The sequence below is a fragment of the Schaalia sp. HMT-172 genome (assembly GCF_030644365.1).
Classification (GTDB): Bacteria; Actinomycetota; Actinomycetes; order Actinomycetales; family Actinomycetaceae; genus Pauljensenia.
On sequence record NZ_CP130058.1, the window covers coordinates 1,775,360 to 1,795,236 of the forward strand.

The 19,877-nt window shown below is 66.4% G+C and carries 5 protein-coding genes; all 5 read right to left on the reverse strand.

Annotated features, from left to right (window positions below):
- Nucleotides 1-268: 268 nt before the first annotated feature.
- On the reverse strand, nt 269-3,430 hold the full coding sequence (locus QU663_RS07425; RefSeq protein ID WP_021612320.1) for a leucine-rich repeat protein: 3,162 nt from the start codon (nt 3,428-3,430) through the stop codon (nt 269-271).
- Nucleotides 3,431-3,712: 282 nt separating this feature from the next.
- Entirely contained in the window at nt 3,713-7,009 is a 3,297-nt protein-coding gene (locus tag QU663_RS07430) for a leucine-rich repeat protein (RefSeq protein ID WP_021612321.1), read from the reverse strand.
- A gap of 289 nt (nt 7,010-7,298) precedes the next feature.
- Nucleotides 7,299-10,730 (reverse strand): S8 family serine peptidase, encoded by a 3,432-nt coding sequence (locus QU663_RS07435; protein ID WP_021611062.1) that lies wholly within the window; start codon nt 10,728-10,730, stop codon nt 7,299-7,301.
- Nucleotides 10,731-11,086: 356 nt separating this feature from the next.
- Nucleotides 11,087-14,989, reverse strand: a complete 3,903-nt coding sequence (locus tag QU663_RS07440) for a S8 family serine peptidase (RefSeq protein ID WP_021611063.1) — start codon at nt 14,987-14,989, stop codon at nt 11,087-11,089.
- 2,172 nt (nt 14,990-17,161) lie between these two features.
- Nucleotides 17,162-19,774 (reverse strand): leucine-rich repeat protein, encoded by a 2,613-nt coding sequence (locus tag QU663_RS07445; protein WP_034480462.1) that lies wholly within the window; start codon nt 19,772-19,774, stop codon nt 17,162-17,164.
- Between the last annotated feature and the right edge of the window lie 103 nt (nt 19,775-19,877).

Sequence of the window (19,877 nt, forward strand, 5' to 3'; positions counted from 1 at the left end):
GGAGCTTGGCGCTCGGAGTCGACGGAGTCGACCGGGGCGCCCCGACGCAGAGACGCCGAGGGGCCGACCTGGCGGTCGGCCCCTCGGCGTATCCCATCAACACAGTGCAAGTACTCCCAGATGACTCCTCAGTAGTGTCTCGTCGGCAGGTCCCGGGCCCGCGTGGCCCGTGCCGTATTCCCTTGTGATGACACCTACTGTAGGGGGCGTTCCTTGGGGGTTCACTGAAAGGACCTGTGAAAACGCTGGGATTTCGCGGCCCGGGTGGCTAGCGGATCCACTGGCCGTTGTCGGCGAATGTGTACCAGCGCCAGCCGATCCACACGCGACCGGTGACCATGGCCCCGCTGCCGGGCTTCAGGTAGTACCAGGAATCGCCGTCCTTGAGCCAGCCGGTGACCATGGCGCCGGAGGCGGGGTTCAGGTAGTACCAGGAATCGCCGTCTTTGAGCCAGCCGGTTGCCATGGCTCCCGTGCCCGGGGTCAGGTAGTACCAGGAGACTCCGTCGAGCACCCAGCCGCTGGCCTGCGCGCCGGAGGGGGCGTGGTAGTACCAGGTGCCGTCTTCGCGCACCCAGCCGGTGCGCATGTAGCCGGCGGCGTCGAAGCGGTAGACCTGGCCGTCGATCACGAGGGTCTCGCTGGCCGGGTAGGTGCCGTCCGCGTAGCGGTACCACCAGCCGCGAGCGCCCCACTGCCACGTTCCGGCTGTGGGCTGGGGCGCGGGAGCGGCGGTGACGCTCAGGCTCGTCGAGCGCACGACGCGCGTGATGTCGCGGGTCTCGACGCGCAGGTGTGCGCCGGAGGCGTTGGGGGTCCACGAGACGCTCAGGCTCGAGGCTTCCCCTTCCTGCTCCATCGCGCTCCAGTCTTGGATGAGGGTCTCGGTGCCGTCCGCGTCGACCTGGGTGACGCGCAGTTCGCGCCCGTCGGGCACGGCACCGCTCACGGTGGCGGTCAGGGTGAGGGCTGTGCCCGGGGTACCGGTCCACGCGTAGCCCTCATCGGCCTGGTCAATGCCGGAGCCCGACAGCGTGATCGTGGCGGGCACGTAGGCGTGCAGGTGCGACTGGTCGATGCCCTCCTTCTCCAGTTCGGCCTTTGCGACGTTCCAGGCGGACGATCCCTCGGCGGCGGCGACGTAGACCTGGGTGTCGGACTTGAAGCCCTTGGCGGAGAAGGGGTCGAGCTCGAACTGGGTGAGGGTCGAGGGCAGGACCACGACCTTCGGCCCCTTGGAGCGAATGGCGACGGTCGTCATGCCTTCGCCGAAGAAGGCGCTCTCGGGGCGCCCGTTCGAAGCCTCCCCGTCGGTGTAGTATTCGCCGTCGACGCCGCCGCGCACGATGAGGTGGGGGGCCATGCGGTACTCGCGTGCGGTCATCGAGATTTCGCGCATCTGGCTGCCGAATTCGACGGTGTCAAGACCGGTGTTGACCACGCCCCTGGCGGTGTTCACTGACTCGGGGATGGCCATGTCGGTCAGGCTTGTGCAGCCGTAGAACGCACCGTAGTCGATGGTCGTGAGCCCTTCGGGCAGGACGACGCGGGTGAGGGAGGAGGCGCCGTCGAAGGCCCACGTGCCGATCCAGGTCGTGCCGGCGGCAACCTCGAACTCGCTCCCGGGCTTGGCGGGCGGGTAACGCACCAGTCGGGGGCCGGCCGGGGCGTGCTCGTAGAGGACTCCGTCCGTCACGTAGTACGAGGCGTTGGCGGGGCTGACGCTCAGGACCGCGAGGGAGGGGGTCCCTCCCAGGGCCGTGGCTCCGATGGAGGTAACGCCCGCGCCCAGGTGCAGCGAGGTGAGCGACTTGTTGTTGGCGAAGGCGTTGTCCGCGATGGTCGTGACCGTGTCGGGCAGGATGGCGGAGGTCAGGCTCGTCCAGTCGAAGGCGTCCTCACCGATCGTCGTGAGTGCGGCGAGGTCGGGGCGGAAGTTCACGTCGGCCAGCGAGCTCGAGCCGATGAACGCGCCGTCGGGCAGGGCGGTGATGCCGCCCAGGTCGACGCTGGTCAGGTTGGTGGTGTAGGCGAAGGCCCAGGTGCCCGCGCTGCGAAGCCCGTCAGGCAGTGTGAGCTGGGTGAGGTCGGAGTGCGCGAATGCCTGCGCGCCGATCGTGCGCAGCGTGGAGGGCATCGTGACGGTGGAGACCTGCGCGTTCTCGAACGCGTTGTCGTCGATGGCGCTGGTTCCCTCCGGGATCCGGTAGTTTCCTGCGGCGTTCTTCGCGGAGGGGTAGGCGATGAGGTGTGAGTGGTCCTTCGTGTACAGGACGCCCTCGTCGCTGGTGTAGTTCGCGTTGGCGGGGTCCACCTCGATGTTCGTCAGCTTCGGCGTGTAGCGGAAGTCTCCCACGAGTTGGTCGGGGCCGAGGTTGGGTCCCAGGCGCACGGTCGTCAGGTTCCCCATGTTTTCGAAGGATTGAAGGACGGTCTCGACGGATCGGGGAAGAGTCAGCGTCTCGATGGCGGTCATCGAGAAGGCCTCGCCGTAGATGGCGGTGAGCTGAGAGGGGTGTTCGTCGTCGTCCTGGAAGGTGATCTCCTTCAGGCCCGTTCCGTAGAAGGCGCGGTCGTCGATGGTGCGCACGGAGGCGGGCACCCAGACCGAGTCGAGGGCGATTGAGGAGAAGCTGGAGCCGATGCCCGTGACGCCTTCGGGGATCCGGATGTTCGGGTCTGTGCCCCTGTACTCCACGAGGACGCCGTCGTCGTTCGTGACGAAGTCGCCTCGCGGGTCGGGTTGGACGCTCACGGGGACGGTGACCGTCTTGGCCTGCCGCGCCGCGTTGGTGACGGTCGCGGTGAGGGTGCCGGTTCCGGCCTGCTGCGAGGCCCAGAACTCTGCGGCGGATGCATCGTCACGGACATTGATGCTCCCCAGCGAGGAGGGAGTCACGTTCCACGTGACGGTACTGCCCTGGAGCGAGGGTGAGAGGAGGGCGTTGAGGAAGACGCTGTGGTTGACGACGGGGGAGACATCGGAGGTGGACAGCTCGATGCCGGCCTCCTCGGAAACCTCGCGGACCTGGACCGTTGAGGTGGAGGTGAGTGATGCGTCGTTCTTGTCGGTGACGGTGATCGTCGCCTCGCCGAGGCCCACCGCGCTGACGCGCCCCTTCTGGTCCACGGTGAGGACCGAGTCGTTCGAGGATGCCCATTCCACGTCGCCGGGGTAGACGGGCCCAGAGTCGTATGCGGCGTCGAAGGTGAGGGACTGACCGAGGGAGAGTGCGGTCGAGGTCGGCGAGATGTCGAGCCTCGTCGTCGGGACATCGATGGTGGGGGCAAGCACCGTCGAGGGCTGGAGGGCCCCGGTCGTGGCCGCCGCGCCCGAGCCTGCCGCGGTGGCGGCTGGGATGCAGACCGTGGTTAGGGCCAGGACGCCGGCCGCTATCAGCGTCAGCGCCGGGAATCGTCGATGGGACATCTGTGCCTCACTTGATCGAAAACTAGTGGTGGGGAACGCTCACGCCTCAGTGGCCTTCCTCTCTCAAGACTAGTCCTCTTCCTCTGGCGCTCGATAGCTTTCCCGGCAATTTTCTCGGCATATGTCCAACCTGTGACGAGCCCGAAATACGAACATTTCGCCCGGCCGATCAGAATATGAGTGACTGATTGGAAGGGTCGTCGGCACACCCTCCTGGGCGGGTGTATGCGGTGCGGGGGTGCCCTCTCGGTCACCCCCGCACCCATTCACGCCGTTGCAACGCTATCCGAGCCAGCGACCCGTGTCGGCAAAGCGGTACCAGGTTCCGTCGACGCGCTGCCATCCCGTAGCCATCGCCCCGCTGCCGGGCGTCAGGTAATACCAAGAGCCACCCTCCAAAAGCCAGCCGGTCACCATGGCACCAGAAGCAGGATCCAGGTAGTACCAGGTCCCATCCACGCGCTGCCACCCCGTGGCCATCGCCCCGCTGCCGGGCGTCAGGTAAAACCACGAACCACCCTCGAGGAGCCAGCCGGTCACCATGGCACCAGAAGCAGGATCCAGGTAGTACCACGAGAAGGCGTCACGCACCCAGCCGCTCACCTGCTCGCCCGTGGGCGCGTGATAGTACCAGGAGCCGGAGTCATACGCCCATCCGGTTCGGATGTAGCCAGAGGGGTCGAAGCGATAGATCTGAGCGTCGAGCACGGCGGAGGTGTTCGCCGGGAATCCCCCGTCCGCGTACACGAAGCGCCAGCCAAGCGGGCCCCAACTCCACGATCCGATCGTCGGGTCGGGGAAGGTCGTGGGAGCCGGGCGCGGAGCGGGCAGGGCGCCCGGAGTCGGGGCCGCTGGCGTGGGCGCGGGCAGGCCTCGTGCCAGGGTGAGGGTCGCCGAGTGGACAAGCCTGGTAGCGTCGCGGACCTCGACGCGCAAGCTGGCCGCGGTCCCGGACGGGGTCCACGTGTAGGCGAGCGAGGAGGAGCGCGTGTCCGAGCTGTTCGACATCGCCCCCCAGTCGCGCAGGACCGCCTCGGTTCCGTCCGCTTCGACTTCGACGAGGCGCGCCTCGCGTCCGCCCAGCGTCCCACCGCTCGCTGCGACGGTGAGGGGCACTCCCGCTCCCTGGCCCGCGCTCACCGAGTACCCGGCCCCGGCCTCGTCGATGCCGGAGCCCGCCAGGGTGAGCGTCGGCGCCTCGTAGTGGAGGAGGTGGGAGGCCTCGTAACCGGCTCCAGCCATCGCACCCGCCGCGGCGCGCCACGCTGCCGTTCCCTCGGGGGCCGCCACGTAGATGATCGTGTCGTCCTTCTGGTCGGTCGCCATCGCGTCGGCGAGCCTGAGCGAGGTCAGCGTCGCGGGCAACACCAGGACGCGCGGCGTCTGCCCCGAGAAGGACACCGTCGTCATGCCCTCTCCGAAGAATGCGCTCTCCGGGCGAGCGTTGGCCACCACGCCCTGACTCGAGAAGACGCCGTCCACGCCGCCGCGCACCAGGATATGACGCGCGACGCGGGCCCCGCGAGCATCCATTCGTAGCTTGCGCACCTGCGAACCCAGCTCGACGGTGTCCAGGCCGGTGTTCGTCAGCCCCGCGGCTTCCCGCACGGAGTCGGGGATCCCCAGTTCCGTCAGGTTCGCGCAGCCGTCGAAGGCTCCCTCCCCGATGGTCTGGAGGCCGTCGGGTAGGACGACGCGGCGCAGGGAGGCGCTGTTCTCGAAGGCTTCGGCGCCGATCGCGGTGGTCCCCGGGGCGACCACGACCTCGGTCGCGGTGCTGGCCGGGGGGAATCGCACCAGGGTCGAGGCCCCCTCCTCCCTGCGGTAGAGGGCGCCGTCAGACACGGAGAAGGTGGGGTTGGAGAGGCTGACGCTGATCGTCGCGAGCCGCTCGTCCTCCTCCAGCACGTACTCCCCGAGGTCGGACAGGCCTGCGCCGACGTGGAACGAGGTCAGCGCCGGCATCTTCGCGAAGGCCTCGTCGTCGACGCTCGCCACGGAGTCCGGCAGGGAGATGGATGTGACGCCGGTGCCGACGAAAGCGCCGTCCGCGACGCTCGCCAGCCTCCCGTGGTCGGGGCGCATGTTTACCTCGCGCAGCGCGGCGTCGTCGCGGAAGGCGTTGGTCGAGACGTGCCTGGCTCCGCCCAGGTCGACGCGGGTGAGCGCGGGCATGTGCCAGAAGGCCGATGCGCCCATCGTCTCGAAGGCGTCGGGCAGCGTCAGCTCGCGCAGGTGGGCGCCCTCGAAGGACTGGATGCCGATGCGGCGCAGCGTGGAGGGCAGGGACACGGACTCCACGCGCGCCATGAGGAACGCCATGTCGTCGATTCCCTCGACGCCCTCGGCAATCGTGTAGGAGCCTCCCGCGCTCCTGGCGGCGGGGTAGGCGATCAGACGCGTGCGGTCCCGCGTGTACAGGACCCCGTCGAGGGACTCGTAGTGCGCGTTGGCGCCGTCCACCTCGATGCGGGTGAGTTCGGGCGTCTCCGCGAAGGAGCCCACCAGCTGCCCCGCGGCGACGCTGGGCCCCAGGCGAAGCGAGGTCAGGCGGGGCATCTCGACGAAGGCATCCGGCGCGACCTGGACGAGCGAGCGGGGCAGGGACAGGTCCGTGATGGCCGTGTTGACGAAGGCGCGGCTGCCTATCTGCGCGAGCTGGGAGGGCGCCTGCTCCCCGTCGTCGAAGGTGAGCGATTCGAGGGAGCTGCCTGAGAAGGCCTCGTCGCCGATGCTGCGCACGCTGGAGGGCACCCGAAGGGAGGTCACCCCCGTGCCGCTCCAGGCATGAGAGGCGATCGCGGTGACGCCCTCGGGGATCACGACGGTCGCGTCAGTCCCCCGATAACCGGTGAGGGTTCCATCCTCTTCGATGACGAAGTCAGCGGAGACATCAGGCTCGACCTCGACCTCGATCGAGGCGGTGACGGCGACGCCGCTCTCGTTCGTCACGGTCGCGCTCAGCGTGCCCCTGCCGGAACGAGCGGAAGCGGACAGGCTGGCGCTCGGGGTACCCTCGTTCGGGGTCAGGGTGGCGAGCGTGGAGGGGGTCAGCGACCACGTCACCGCGCGTGCGCGCAGGCTCGGCGCGAGGAGCGCGTTGACGACGACGCCGCCCCCGGGCAGCAACGTCAGCGAGGGGGAGGACAGCTCGATTCCGGTGTCCTCGGGCACGGCTCGAACCTGGACGGGCGAGACACCAAAGACGGAGCTCCTCGCCCGATCGGTCACGGTGATCTTCGCCTCGCCGACACCGACGGCGGTGACGAGGCCGTTGCCGTCCACGGTGAACACGGAGGTGTCCGAGGATTCCCAGATGACGTCGGAGCTATCCGCGGGGCGCGTGTCGTACAAGGCCTCGAAGGTCATGGACTGTCCGGGCGCGAGCACGGTGCCCCCGGGCCGCAGAAACAGGAATGACGGTGCGGCCTCGCCGCTGGGCGAGACAACGCCGGAGTGCTGAGGGCCCACGCGCGACGCGGCCGCGTCGGCACCGAGTGCCGGGCTCGCCCCGCACACGGCGATCGACAGGGCGCCGACAAGCGTGACCGCCAGCGCCGATAACGTTCGATGAAACATCCACCACTCCCTCACTCGATCAGCACATCAGGGGGTCGCGCCCACGCGGGCACGACCCCCTGACCAACAATATCTCAGGAACTATTACCGCGTACCTGTCAGTTAGCTTGTTCGCGACAAACACCCCTGATAGATCACCCACACCTCACACTCCCCTCACCAGCGCTTACAAGGCCCAGCGTGGACCCACCGCGCGGCGCAACACGACCCCACCCCTCCCCCAAACGACTCCCGCGCCCCGGACACGTGTCCGGGGCGCGGGAGGAGGATCAGCCGTCTCGGTCGCCGACTAACCGATCAGCTGGCCATTCTCGGCGAAGTGATACCACTTCAGGTAGATGCGCACCCAGCCGGTCGCCATCGCGCCGCTACCGTGATGCAGGTAGTACCAGTGGCCGCCCTCCTTCAGCCACCCCGTCGCCATCGCACCACCAGACGGGCTCAGGTAGTACCACGTGGACCCCACCTGCACCCAGCCAGTCATCATCGCCCCACCGTCCGGATTCAGGTAGTACCAGTGCACGCCCGAGAGCACCCAGCCACTCGCCTGAGCGCCCGAGGCCGCGTGGAAGTACCACTGCCCACCCTCGCTCACCCAGCCGGTGCGCATATACCCCGACGCATCGAAACGGTAGGTCGCCCCATCGATGACGAGGGTCTCGCTCACCGGGTAGGAGCCGTCCTCGTAGCGGTACCACCAGCCGCGCCCGTCCCACTTCCACGCACCCGCCTTCGGCGCGGGAACGGAAGCCTCAACGCGGATCGTGGAGCTCGCGGACACGAGCGAAGGCTGCGTCGGATCGGTCACGCTCACCGTCGCCTCGCCCGCGCCCACCGCCGTCACGACGCCGTCCGGGCTGACCGTGGCCACGGCCTCGTTGGAGGAGGACCATACGACGTCGGTCACGCTCGCATCCGCAGGCTCGTGGGAGGCGCTCAGCGTCACGCTCTGGCCCACCGACAGCGTCGCCGACTCGGGAGAGACGGACAGCTTCGTCATGGGAATGGCCTTGAGGTCCACCTTCACGCTTGCCCTATTGACCGGCCAGTCCCACACCTGCAGGTAGACGCTCGAGGGGTCACCACCCGCACGCTCGGCAATCTGGGAGAGCGGCACCTCGAAGTGGACGTGGTGCAGCCCGTCGTCCCCAATCTCGCCCCAGCCGTAGTACTTCTGGCGCATGAAAGGCTCGCCGTCCTGCGTCCACGAGAACCCGAATCCCGGGAAGGGCGACGCGTCGGTTGCGTCGAAGGACAGCGTGCGCGCATCCCCCTCGCCCGAAATCGCCACGTTCGAGATGACGGGTGGGGCCGTGTCCAGCGTGATCACGTGGGTCAGCTTCTCGGTGACAGGAGAGGCGCCACCGGTGGTGCCTTCGATGGTGAGCGTGTACTTCCCGTCCGGCAGCTCGTTCCCCTTCTCGTCGTAGCCATCAAACCAGGGCGCGCTGTCGAACGCGTCTTCCGCCCGGGTGACCTCCCAGTAGCGTCCGTTGGAGTAGGACCTGCTCTTGGGTGCGCCACCGTACTTGTAGGAGCGCACGACCTCCCCCGCCTCGTTGGTGTAGGTGTACGTCAGCGAGACGACGTCGCGCAGCAGCACGGTACCAGGGGTGGCATACGTTCGTGCGTATTCATCCGTCGACCGGGAGATGATGTACAGGTCACGGTCATTCGTACTGATGGCGATGTCCTCTTCCGGGTCGAACGGGTTCAGCTGCCCGAGAGTCAGTCCATGGAAGGTCATCGCGGATGTGCCGATGGTTTCCTTACCGTACACGGGGCTGTCGAAGATTGGCGTGTCGACACTCGCGCCGTAAAAGCCCAGGTAAGGAACGGTGAGATCGGGCTGTCCGTCCGTGCTCGCGAAGGTCACCGCGCCTTCAACGAACGTGCCGTTGGGCGTCTGCTTGGTCGCGAACGAGGCGAACTCGGCCCTCGGGTTCACGGTGACGGTCACCGTGGCGCTGGAGGCGGCGGGCACGGTCACCGAGCCCTCGGAGAAGGTCAGATCGATTCCCTTACCCGTCCAGTTCGTCGAATGCCTCGTATAGAGGGAGCCACTGATGCTCTCGGAGAGCGCCTGCCCACCGAGCGTGTAGGTGTGGGCGGTGTCGGAGAGGTTGGTCAGTTGCACCTGGAATGTCCACCCGCTGGTGCTCTCGCCCAGCTCGGCCTTCGGCCGCGACGGGTTCGCCGCGCCCACGACGGCCGGGTACACGGACGAGGTCGTGGCCGCCAGCGCGTCCACCATGCCGGCACCGACCCAGCGCGGGGACCAGTAGGCCCCGTCCGTCGCGTCGACATCCACGATCGGGTGGGCGGTGCCCATCAGGAAGTTGGTGACCAGGGCGCTGCGCTCCTCCTCGCTCATCGCCGCGGCCATCGGATCGGCCGCCAGGCGCTGGCGCACGAGGGCCGCGACGCCAGCAACCTGAGCCGACGCCTCGCCCGTTCCGTCTAGGTCACGCACCTCATTGCCGGGGACAGGAGCCCTCACATCCCACCCGGGCGCGGCGATCTCAGGCTTGAGCCTCATGTCGGGAGTCGGCCCCCACGAGGAGGCCGCGAAGGGCTTATAGCCCTCCTGACCGCCCCGCGCGACGACGCCGACGGCGGCTACTGCCAGCACGGAGGAGTAGGAGCCGGGAGCGCCAACGGCACCCAGATCACGTTCGTGCGTACGCCACTCCGAGCGCCCGCTGTCTCCGGCGGGCGCGTCGACGCTCACGCCCGCGTCGGCGAGCCGGTCAAAGACCTGCTCGTACAATGCCGAGGCGTTGCCACTGAGATCCTGGTCGGCCATGAAGGCCACGGACACGACGTCGGGTTTGATGACCATCGCGTCATCCAAGGCTGCCAGCAGGTCGGAGTCGCGCGCGCCCGACGCCCCATTGGAGACGACCTTCGCGACGACGAGCTGAGCCTGAGGGGCTGCGCCACGATACGTCGCCCCGTTCGCTGCCGCGAGCGCCGCCATACGAGTTCCATGCGCGTGCAGCGTATAGTCCTCGGGCCCGTAGTCGTAGCCGCGGGACAGATCCGTGTCGCCATCGGCGTAGTCGTAGGCGAAGGGAATCTTGTCACTGAGCCACGCGCCGCCCCTCCCGGCGTCCAGCTGGGAGCTGAGAGAGGCGCTCTCCCCCTTCGTCAGGCGCAACGACGCGGCGTCCATGCTCCCTGCGAATGCCTCGAGCGAGGTGTCGAAGCTGGCGTCGATGACCTCGATAACGCGGCCCCGACCCGAGCCGGCGACCTGGTCGGCGTGCGTCTCTTTCGCCGGGTCGACGATTGGCGCGTCCGCGGCCACTGACTGTTCGGGATAAAAGACCGGCGCGCGATAGCGTTCCACAAACGCGTCCGCGACGCCGCGAACGCTCTTGATAGACGCGAGGGTGGATGCGGGTGCCTTAATCGCGAAGCCGTCGACGGCGTGGTGATAGTCCCGCACGTCCTCGATGGTGGCGCCCGGGGACGCCTGGGCCACGGCCTCGGCGATGCGCGCTTTCACGTCCCGATAGGCGCCCGCGCGGTCCTGGCCGACGACGCCCTCGTCGAGCCGGACGATGACGGTGGCCTGCTGGTCCGAGGCTTCCTCGCTGGTCGAGGAGGACTCGGCCCGGTCTGCGTCAGTCGCGAACGTGGGTGGCGTCATCAGGGCGGTAATGGCAAGGGCACCGGTCGCTATAAGCGCCAGTGCCGACAGTCGACGGTGGTTCATCTGCGGCTCACTTTCTTCACAGCTGGTCGATGGGGAGATACATCGTCACGAACCCCTCGCTTTAAGAGTAACCCACACCCGCCCATGGGACGATGGTTGTCTCGTATTTTTCTCACCATCTGTCAACGAACTATCCCCTGAATTCGTATGATCAATCACCTCTCTGCCCAGCGTTATACGGCACGAGCAGAGAGACGATCACCCACCCCACCGCCAAGCCCCCTCACGCGTCGGCAACGACCCGCCGTGACACTCCCGCATATCGGGCCAGCCGATGCAGACACAGGCCCGCGCCTCCCGAAAACTGACCGGGAGGCGCGGGCGTCGGCGCGAAGCTTCGAACCTGGGTGCGGACGTTAGCTGATCAGTTGACCCGCCTCGTTGAACTGGTACCACTTCAGGTAAATACGCACCCAGCCGGTGGCCATCGCACCGCTGCCGTGGTGCAGGTAGAACCAGTGATCGCCGTCCTTAAACCAGCCAGTCACCATGGCCCCGTTGGCGGGAGACAGGTAGTACCAGGTGCCACCCACCTGCAGCCAGCCCGTCACCATGGCCCCGGTGTCCGGATCCATGTAGTACCAGTGCACGCCATCAAGCACCCACCCCTTGGCCTGGGCGCCGGACGCATGATGGTAGTACCACACGCCCCGCTCGCTCACCCACCCGGTGCGCATGTAGCCGGCCGCATCGAAGCGATACGTGGCCCCATCGAGCACGAGCGTCGTATCCGAGGGGTAGCTGCCATCCTCGTAGCGGTACCACCAGCCGTGGACGTCCCACAGCCAGGTGCCCGACTGCGACGCGGGGCCCGCAGCACTCACGCGAACAGTGACGCTGGCACTCACCGAAGGCTGGGTCGGGTCGGACACCGTGATGGTCGCCTCGCCGGCACCCACCGCGCTGATGACGCCATCCTGGTCGACCGTTGCCACGGCCTCGTTCGAGGAGGACCACACCACGTCGGTCACGTTCGCGTCATCGGGCTGGTGAGTGGCGCGCACCGTCGCGGTTTCGCCGACCGTCATCGTGGCCGCCTGCGGCGACACCGACAGCGACGTCATCGCAACCGGCGTCACGACAACGGCCGCGCTCCCGCGGTTCACCGGCCAATCCCACGCCTGCAGGTACAGGCTCGAGGGGTTCTCGCCCAGCGCCTGCGTCACCTCCGAGAGGCGAACCTCGTAGTGCTGGTGGAACAGGCCATCGTCTGCGCGAGCGGACGGGTTATCTTCGACGTGCCACATCGTCACCGCACCATCCTCACCAAGCGAGAAACCGTAGCCTGCGATCGGCGAGGAATCGCTCAGATCGAAGGACAGCGTGCGCGCGTCCCCCTCGCCCGCGACGGACACGTTCGAGACCGTGGGAGCCGCCGTATCCAGCCAGAAGCTGTAGCTGGTCTGGTGGGTCTGCGCCGAAGGGCCGTAGTTGCTGGCCTCGATCGTGACCGTGTAGCGCCCGTCCGGCAGCTCATTGCCGTCGGCGTCATAGCCGTCGAAGCGCGGGGCGCATCCGGGCGACATGAACTCGACGTTGTGCGAGGCACGCCAGTGGTCGTCGTAGACGGACTTATCCGAACGATCGCACGTGAAGCTGCGCAGGGTCTGGCCGGCCTCGTTCGTCAGAGTGAACGTCAGCGAGGGGACGGCGCGCAACAGCACCGTTTCCGTGCCGATACTGCGCCGGGCCTGCTCCTCCGTGGAACGCGAGATGACGACACGGTCGGGGTCAATGCCGTCCGCCATCCGTGCATCCTCCTCCCGGAAGGGATTGGACTGGCCGAAAGGCATGACGCCGTGCGCGACCGTCGACCCGTAGCCGACCTTATGGTTGTTCGGCCACTGCTGATCGAAAACGTTGGGCGCGCCCCACGACCCATAGAAGCCCATGTAGGGCACCGTCAGATCGGGTTGCCCGTCGCTGCTCGTGAAGGTCACCGCGCCGTCGACGAATGTTCCGTTGGGAGTGGTCGCGTTCGCATACGAGGCGAAGGCCTCGCGCGGAGTCACCGTCACGGTCACCGTCGCGCTGGAGGAGGCGGGCACGGTCACGGAGTCCGCCGAGAACGTCAGGTCAATGCCCCGCCCCGCCCAGTTGGTCGCGTGCCGCGTGAACAGCCCGTTCTCGACGTTTTCGGACAGCACCTGACCGCCGAGCGAGTAGGTGTGAGCAGTGTCGGAGACGTTCGTCAGGTTCACCTGGAAGGTCCAGCCCTGCGTGCCGTCCCCCAGGTCGGCCTTCGGGCGGGAGGGGTCAGCCGCGCCCACCACGGTCGGATACACGGGCGAAGTCGTGGCCGCCACCGCGTCCACGAGCCCCGCTCCGACGCGCCGCGGCGAATAGAAGGTCCCGTCCTCGCGGGTCGCGTCCGCGAGCGGGTGGGCGGTACCCATCAGGAGATTCGAGACCAGAGCGTTCTTCTCGGCAGCGCTCTTGCCCGCGAAAGCGGGGTCGGTCGCGACGCGCTGACGCACGAGGGCCGCGATCCCCGCGACCTGGGCCGAGGCCTCGGCCGTTCCGCTCTGGCGGCCGTAATTGTTGCCGGGGGTGGCGGACATGACCCGACCGCCGGGCGCCGCGAGCTCGGGCTTGAGGCGTAGGTCGGAGGTGGCTCCCGAGGAGGAGAAGTCGGAGACCTCGACGTTCGCTGGGACGGAGAGCGTCGCCGAGGGGCTCACGGTGACCTCGACGTAGCCGGACTCGGAAGCCGCGATCGCCTCGCGGAGGGCGTCCCCATCAGACTTCGTGATGGTTCCCGCCCGCACACTAAACCAGCGATCCACGTCCGCCTTCTTGGGGGTGTCGCTGTCTCGCACGTACGCGAGCATGAGACCGGCGGGCTTGCTCGTGAGCGACTTCAGGTTCTTCAGCTGGTGCTTGAGCTCGACGTCGCGCCCGTTGTCGTCAGTGCCTCCCCAGTCTTCGAGGATGATCGTGCGCGACAGGTCCCCATAGTTCGATCCGAGGTACTTCTCCAGGTCCGCCGTCGTACCGTTTCGGGCGTACACGACCCGGTAGGTTCCCTCCGCGAGGCTCTCGAAGCCGGGTGCATCACCCTGGTTCATCCTGGTGATGGTGCGGTAGCCGATGCGTCGGTCACCGAAGGTCACCGCTCCCATGATGTCCTGCTCGCTGACCGAGGCCACCGCCAGGGTGGACGAGTAGGACGCGGGGACGGCGATCATGCCGTTGTCCGGGTCGCTGGCGTAGCTTCCGCTTCCTTCGTTTCCGGCGGGCGCGTTCACCGTGATGCCCGCGGCGTTCAGGTTCTGGTACACCTGCGAGTACAGTGCCTCGGAGTCCGAACTCATCCCCTCGATGGTCGCGAAGGACACGGTGAGGACGTCGGGGGCAAGGACAGCGGCGTCATCGAGGGCAGCCAGGAGCGCGCTGTCGCTGGCCGTATCGGCACCGTCCTGCGTCACCTTCGCGACGATGAGCTGAGCCCCGGGAGCCGCGCCCTTGAATGCGCTGCCGTTGGCGGCCGCGAGGGCCGCGGCGTGCGTGCCCTCGGTGTAGGCCCCCCAGGTTTCACGCCCACCGTCATCCGACCCCAGGACGTCCGCGTCGCCGTCCCCGTAGTCGTAGGCGAAGGGAATCTTGTCGCTCACCCACGCTCCGCCCTTGCCGGCGCCCAGCTGGCCGGTCACTGCGGCGACTGTATCCTTCGTGAGGCGCAGCGAGGCGGCGTCCACGGTCCCCGCGAAGGCCTCGTGCGAGGTGTCGAAGCGAGTGTCGATAACCTCAACGACCTGCCCCTCACCCGCCAGGGCGGCGCGGTTCGCGCGTGTCATCTGCGAGGCCGTCCCCATGGCGGGGGCATTATCGGAGTTCTGGCCGTCCTGGATCCCCCAGAAGTCGATGTCGTTGACCAGCGCGTGGCGCCCTTCGACGAACGCGCCCTCAACGCCGGGCGTGGCCTTGATGGCCGCCAGGGCCGAAGGCGGCGCCTTGATCGCGAAGCCTTGGAAGACGTGATGGTAGTCCCGCACGTCCTCGATGCTTGAGCCCGGCCTGGCCTGCGCCACGGCGTCACCGATGCGCTTCTTTGCCTCGGTGTAGCGGGAGGCCTGGTCGCCGGGCTCCTGCGCGAGCCGGACGATGATGGTGACCGCCGAGTCGTCCGCCGCCTGGTTGGTCGACGAGATCCGGGTGCCGGTCGCGTCGGCCGCTAAGGCGGCTGGCACACTGACGGCGGTGAGAGCGAGGGCACCGGTCGTGAGTAACGACAGTGCCAACAGGCGACGATGAGACATCTGCGGCCCACTTTCTTAACGGTTGGACAGATGGGCGCCGACGAGCATCGCGCCCCACCGCTAGCGTAGCGCATACACCTTTCCTCCGACATGGTTTTTGGGTATTTTTCTCGCGATCTGTCAATACCATCCATCGCGAACTTAAAGGAAAAGCAAGGCAACTGACCATGTCGAGATGCGCAATTGATGGGAATTCCTACCAGCCCACACAACAGCGCGTCCGTGCGCCAACCCCGGCAGGTCGGGATAAAACGACACAACGCGTTGGTCGCGGCTCGGTCCCAGGCATCGTCGAGGGAGGATGCCTGCGCTCGGACGCCCGCGCCGCAGCGCCTCAGACAGTATGCGCCCCATCGGAAGGAATACACCCGATCGGGAGCGTTCAACCCGTTTGGGGGCATTCGACCCGTGAGGCGAGATTCAACCTGATCGAGAGTATTGCGCCCGATCAGACCTGGTTGAATGATCACCGATGGGCTGTTTCGCCTCATCGGCAGCAAACGTCGTCGTGGAGTTGGCCGCCCGTTCCCCTGCCCCGCCCATCAATGTCGCACGTAATTCCCCTGCGATTAGTTCAAATATTGAATCCACATCGCTGGAATTGCAACGTTTTCAGGTGATCTCGAAAAATGACCGAGGGGAAATTACGTGCGAAATGTGTCTGGAGGTTGTCGGGTCGCCGCCCGCGAGTGCCGTGGCTAGGCCCGTGTCTCGAAGCGCGCCCGTGGCCTCCGGCCCTCCGCCCTCTGCGCCTGGGTGTATGTCGGGCTGACGATGGGGGTTTTGCACCATTAGAAGCCTCCTGCCGGCGTGTCGCCGGCGTGTCGCGCCTCTATTGGTGCAATTCCCCCCGTTTGATGGCGCCCTCGACGTGGGGTGAGCTCAACCGTGCACCTCTCACAGCGCAATTCCCCCTGTTTGGTAGAGGTCCGCGCGTGGCTTTGGTTGGTGTGGCGCCCAAAGTGCAGACCACCTCGGCGAAAAACGCTGACAATCGGGTGTTGTGGGCGAGGTGGTCTGCGATCTGGGCACAACGGCGCCTGGCCTCGCGTGGAGCTCGCACGCGAACCGCTGAATATGCGCGGTAACCCCTTGATACGCACGTCAACCTCACGATATGCGCATGGGCGGCGCTGCCCAGGCACGCATGAGCGGGCCCGCGTGCGCGCGGGTGCACGAGGGTAAGCCGCCCAGCGGTCAGGCGGCGGCGAATCGGGCCCGCGTGTGCGGCGAGCGCACATCCTCGGAGCAGTTTCGCATGCAATTCGACTGAGTGAACTTTCAACAGCGTCTACAAACGTTGCAATTCCAACGATGCGAATGCGTGACGCGACACAGGGTCGGGGGAATTGCATGCGACATTCTGAGATAGCCCGTCCAATGGGAGTCAAGCAATGCCGCCGACGAGGCCGGGAACAGGCGCGGCGCGAGCCGCGCTGGTGCCACAATCTCTAGTTCCCCAACAATCTCGCACATAATTTAACTTGTTCAGTTTTGAATTACGGCCGAAAACCGCATGATTTCAACGATGCGATTTCAAATCTTGAAACAGTCACGAAGGAATTACGTGCGAAATTGAGAACGAGGCCGGGGACAGTCGCAACACAACCACCACTTTTTGCCTATCCTCCACGTTGGCGCTCACCGCCTTCAACAGCGACTTTCCCGCGCAACAAAGCAGAAAAGTCGCTATAAAACCAACAAGATTTGTCCATCCTTCATCTTGGCTCCCACCATCTTCAATACCGATTTTTCCGCACCAGCAAGCCGAAAACTCGCCACAAAACCAACACGTTTTGTCCTATAACCCACGTTTTATCCTATAACCCCTGATCGACGGGAGGCGAACGACCCACTGGGCGAGCCCACCACGGACAAGCAGAAACGCCGAGGGGCCAACCTCACGGTCGACCCCTCGGCGTATCCCATCAACACAGTGCACGTTCGCCCAAATAGCTCCTCAGAAGATTCACGCCGACGCGGCCACTATGGCCGACGTCGCCTTTCCTTGTATGCCTCTACTGTAGGAAGCCAACCTTGCCAGAACGACAACACAACCTGAGAATTCCCTGAGACTTTTCATGCCGTCACTGCCCGCAACGACAGGGCGCCTGCGCCCCCGGAACACCGGCGACGCAGGCGCGCGGAAGGGGCTTACCACCCTCTCCCGATTCAGCGGATCAGCTGACCGGTCTCGGAGAAGCGGTAGTACCGCCACCCGATCCAGACACGGCCCGTTGCCATCTGGCCGCTTCCGGGCTTCAGGTAGTACCAGGAGTCACCGTCCTTGAGCCAGCCGGTCTTCATTATGCCGGTCTGCGGGTCAAGGTAGTACGAGTGCGAGCCAACCGTGACCCAGCCCGTGGCCATGGCGCCCGTGCTCGGGTCCATGTAATACCAGGAGATCCCGTCGAGAACCCAACCGGTGACCTGGGCACCCGAGACGGCGTGGTAGTACCACAAGCCCTGCTCGAAGACCCAACCGGTGCGCATGTAGCCGTCGGCGTCGAAGCGGTACACCATGCCGCCAATGGTCTTGGCCGTGTTCGAGGGGTAGGTGCCATCCGCGTAGCGGTACCACCAGCCGCGAGCGCCCCAGACCCACTGGCCCTGCGCGGGCGTCGTGTCAGACGAGGCTTTCACGGTCGTCGAGGTCACGGCGTGGGGATCCTGACGCACGTCGAAGCGCAGCGACGCTTCAGCGCTGGTCGGGGTCCAGGTGTAGGAGGCGGTGGACGCGCTCTGGTCCGAGCTGCCCTGCATCGACGCCCAGTCCTGGAGGACAGTGTCGGTGCCGTCAGCGCTGACCTGCACGACGCGCAGCTCGCGTCCGCCCAGGGTGCCGCCCTGAGCGGAGACGTTGATGGTCGTCGGCGTGCCCACGGTGGTGGTGAGCGTGTACCCGGCCCCGGCCTCGTTGATGCCGGTGCCCGACACACTCACCTGGGGGGTCGTGTACTCGAAGAGGCTCTCCGTGTTGTAGCCGGCGTTCTTCATGGCTGTCTCGGTGAGCGTCCACGCCTTCGAGCCCTTGGGGGCGGCGACGTAGATCTCGGTGTTCGCCTTGAAGTCATCGTCCATGTCGGCGGCGAGTTTGATCTCCTCGACGGTCGAGGGCAGCACCAGGACGCGGGGAGTGTCGAACCAGAAGGTGAATCGGGTCATCCCCTCGCCGAAGTAGGCACTGTCCGGGCGGCCATTGGAGGCCTTGCCCTCGTAGTAGAACTCGCCGTCGTTTCCGCCGCGCACGATGATGTGGCGCGGGGAGGAGGTCTGCCGCGGGGTCATCCACAGTTCCGTGACCTTCGTTCCCAGTTCGATCGTGTCCAGGCCGTTGTTGACCAGGCCTCGGGCGACCGTCACCGAGTCGGGGATGACGAGGTCGGTGAGGTTCGTATCGCCGTCGAAGGCGCCGTAGCCGATGGTCGTCAGTCCCTCGGGCAGGACGACTCGGCGCAGGGACGTGTTGCTCGCGAATGCGGCATCAGCGATAGCGGTTGTTCCCTCGGGAACCGTCACGTCTGTGTCCGTCTTTGTGGGCAGGTACAGGACCAGGGTGCGGCCAGCGTCGCCCTTACTGTACAGGGCACCGTCTTCCACGGAGTACACCGTGTTGGCGGGGTCCACGGTCAGCGAGGCGAGGTTGTTCGAGCCCACGAACGCGGATTCGCCGATGGAGGCGATGCCCGAGCCCAGGTGGAGCGAGGTCAGGGCGGTGTCGTTGGAGAAGGCACCCTTACCGATCGAGGTCACCGAGTCGGGGAGTGTGGCGGAGGTGAGCGCCGTGGTGTCGAAGGCGTAGTCGCCGACCTCGGCCAGGCGATTCAGGTCGGGACGGAAATTCACCTCGGCGAGGGCCCTGTCGTAGCGGAAGGCACTATCCGGCAGCATCGTGGCACCACCCAGGTCAACGCGCTCCAGCTTGGACATGTACCAGAAAGCCGTGTCGTCCATGGACTCGAAGGCGTCAGGCAGGGTCAGGGACGTAATCCGCGCCCCCACGAACGCACCCTTGCCAACGTTACGCAGATGCGAGGGCAGGATCACGGAGGTGATCTGCGCAGAGGCGAAAGCACCCTCGTCGATGAATGCGGTCTCCTCAGCGACGGTGTAGGAGCCGCCCGAGTTCTTCGCCTGCGGGTATGTCGCCAGGTGCGTCAGATCCTTCGAGTACAGGACGCCGTCGAGGCTCTGGTAGTTCTGGTTCGCGGCGTCGACCTCGATGCTCTCCAGGAGCGGGGTGCGTGCGAATGCCGCGAAAAGGCCGTCAGCCTGGACATTCGGGCCAACGCTGACGGAGCGCAGCTTCGCCATGTCGCTGAAGGCCTCGAGGCCTGCCGTCTTGAGAGAACGAGGAAGGGAAACGCTCTCCAGAGGTGTGTACGAAAAGGCGCGCTCCCCGATCGTCTCAAGCTGCGAGGGGTGCGCCTCATCGTCCTGGAAGGTGACCTGGGTGAGCGGCTGGCCCGCGAAGGCAGAGTCGTCGATGGCGCGCACGCTCGCGGGGATCCACACGCTCGTCAGCTGTGCGCTGGTGAAGGCATTCGAGCTGATCTCGGTCACGCCCTCGGGGATGCGAATGTCCGTCGCCCCTCCCGTGTAGGCGACAAGCACGCCGTCGGCGTCGATGGTGAACTCATCATTATTGGCTTGCGGCGCGGCGGCTGCGTTCACCTGACCGCCCGTGCCCGTGTCGGCCGCGAAAGCGGCGGGCATGCTGACCGCGGTCAGCGACAGGGCACCGGCGAGCGCGAACGCCAGCACCATTGACTTTCGATGGGACATTTCAAACCCCTCTATTGGCAGTTGGTAAGGGAAGGTTCCGTGTTGCGATCACGACCCTCGTGTCAAACATATCCCTTGAGAGGGTTTCCGGATATCTCCTGAG

Bases quoted from the DNA above. Each gene is read 5' to 3' on its own strand.
- QU663_RS07425 (WP_021612320.1), bottom strand. From the start codon at position 3,430: ATGTCCCATCGACGATTCCCGGCGCTGACGCTGATAGCGGCCGGCGTC.
- QU663_RS07430 (WP_021612321.1), bottom strand. From the start codon at position 7,009: ATGTTTCATCGAACGTTATCGGCGCTGGCGGTCACGCTTGTCGGCGCC.
- QU663_RS07435 (WP_021611062.1), bottom strand. From the start codon at position 10,730: ATGAACCACCGTCGACTGTCGGCACTGGCGCTTATAGCGACCGGTGCC.
- QU663_RS07440 (WP_021611063.1), bottom strand. From the start codon at position 14,989: ATGTCTCATCGTCGCCTGTTGGCACTGTCGTTACTCACGACCGGTGCC.
- QU663_RS07445 (WP_034480462.1), bottom strand. From the start codon at position 19,774: ATGTCCCATCGAAAGTCAATGGTGCTGGCGTTCGCGCTCGCCGGTGCC.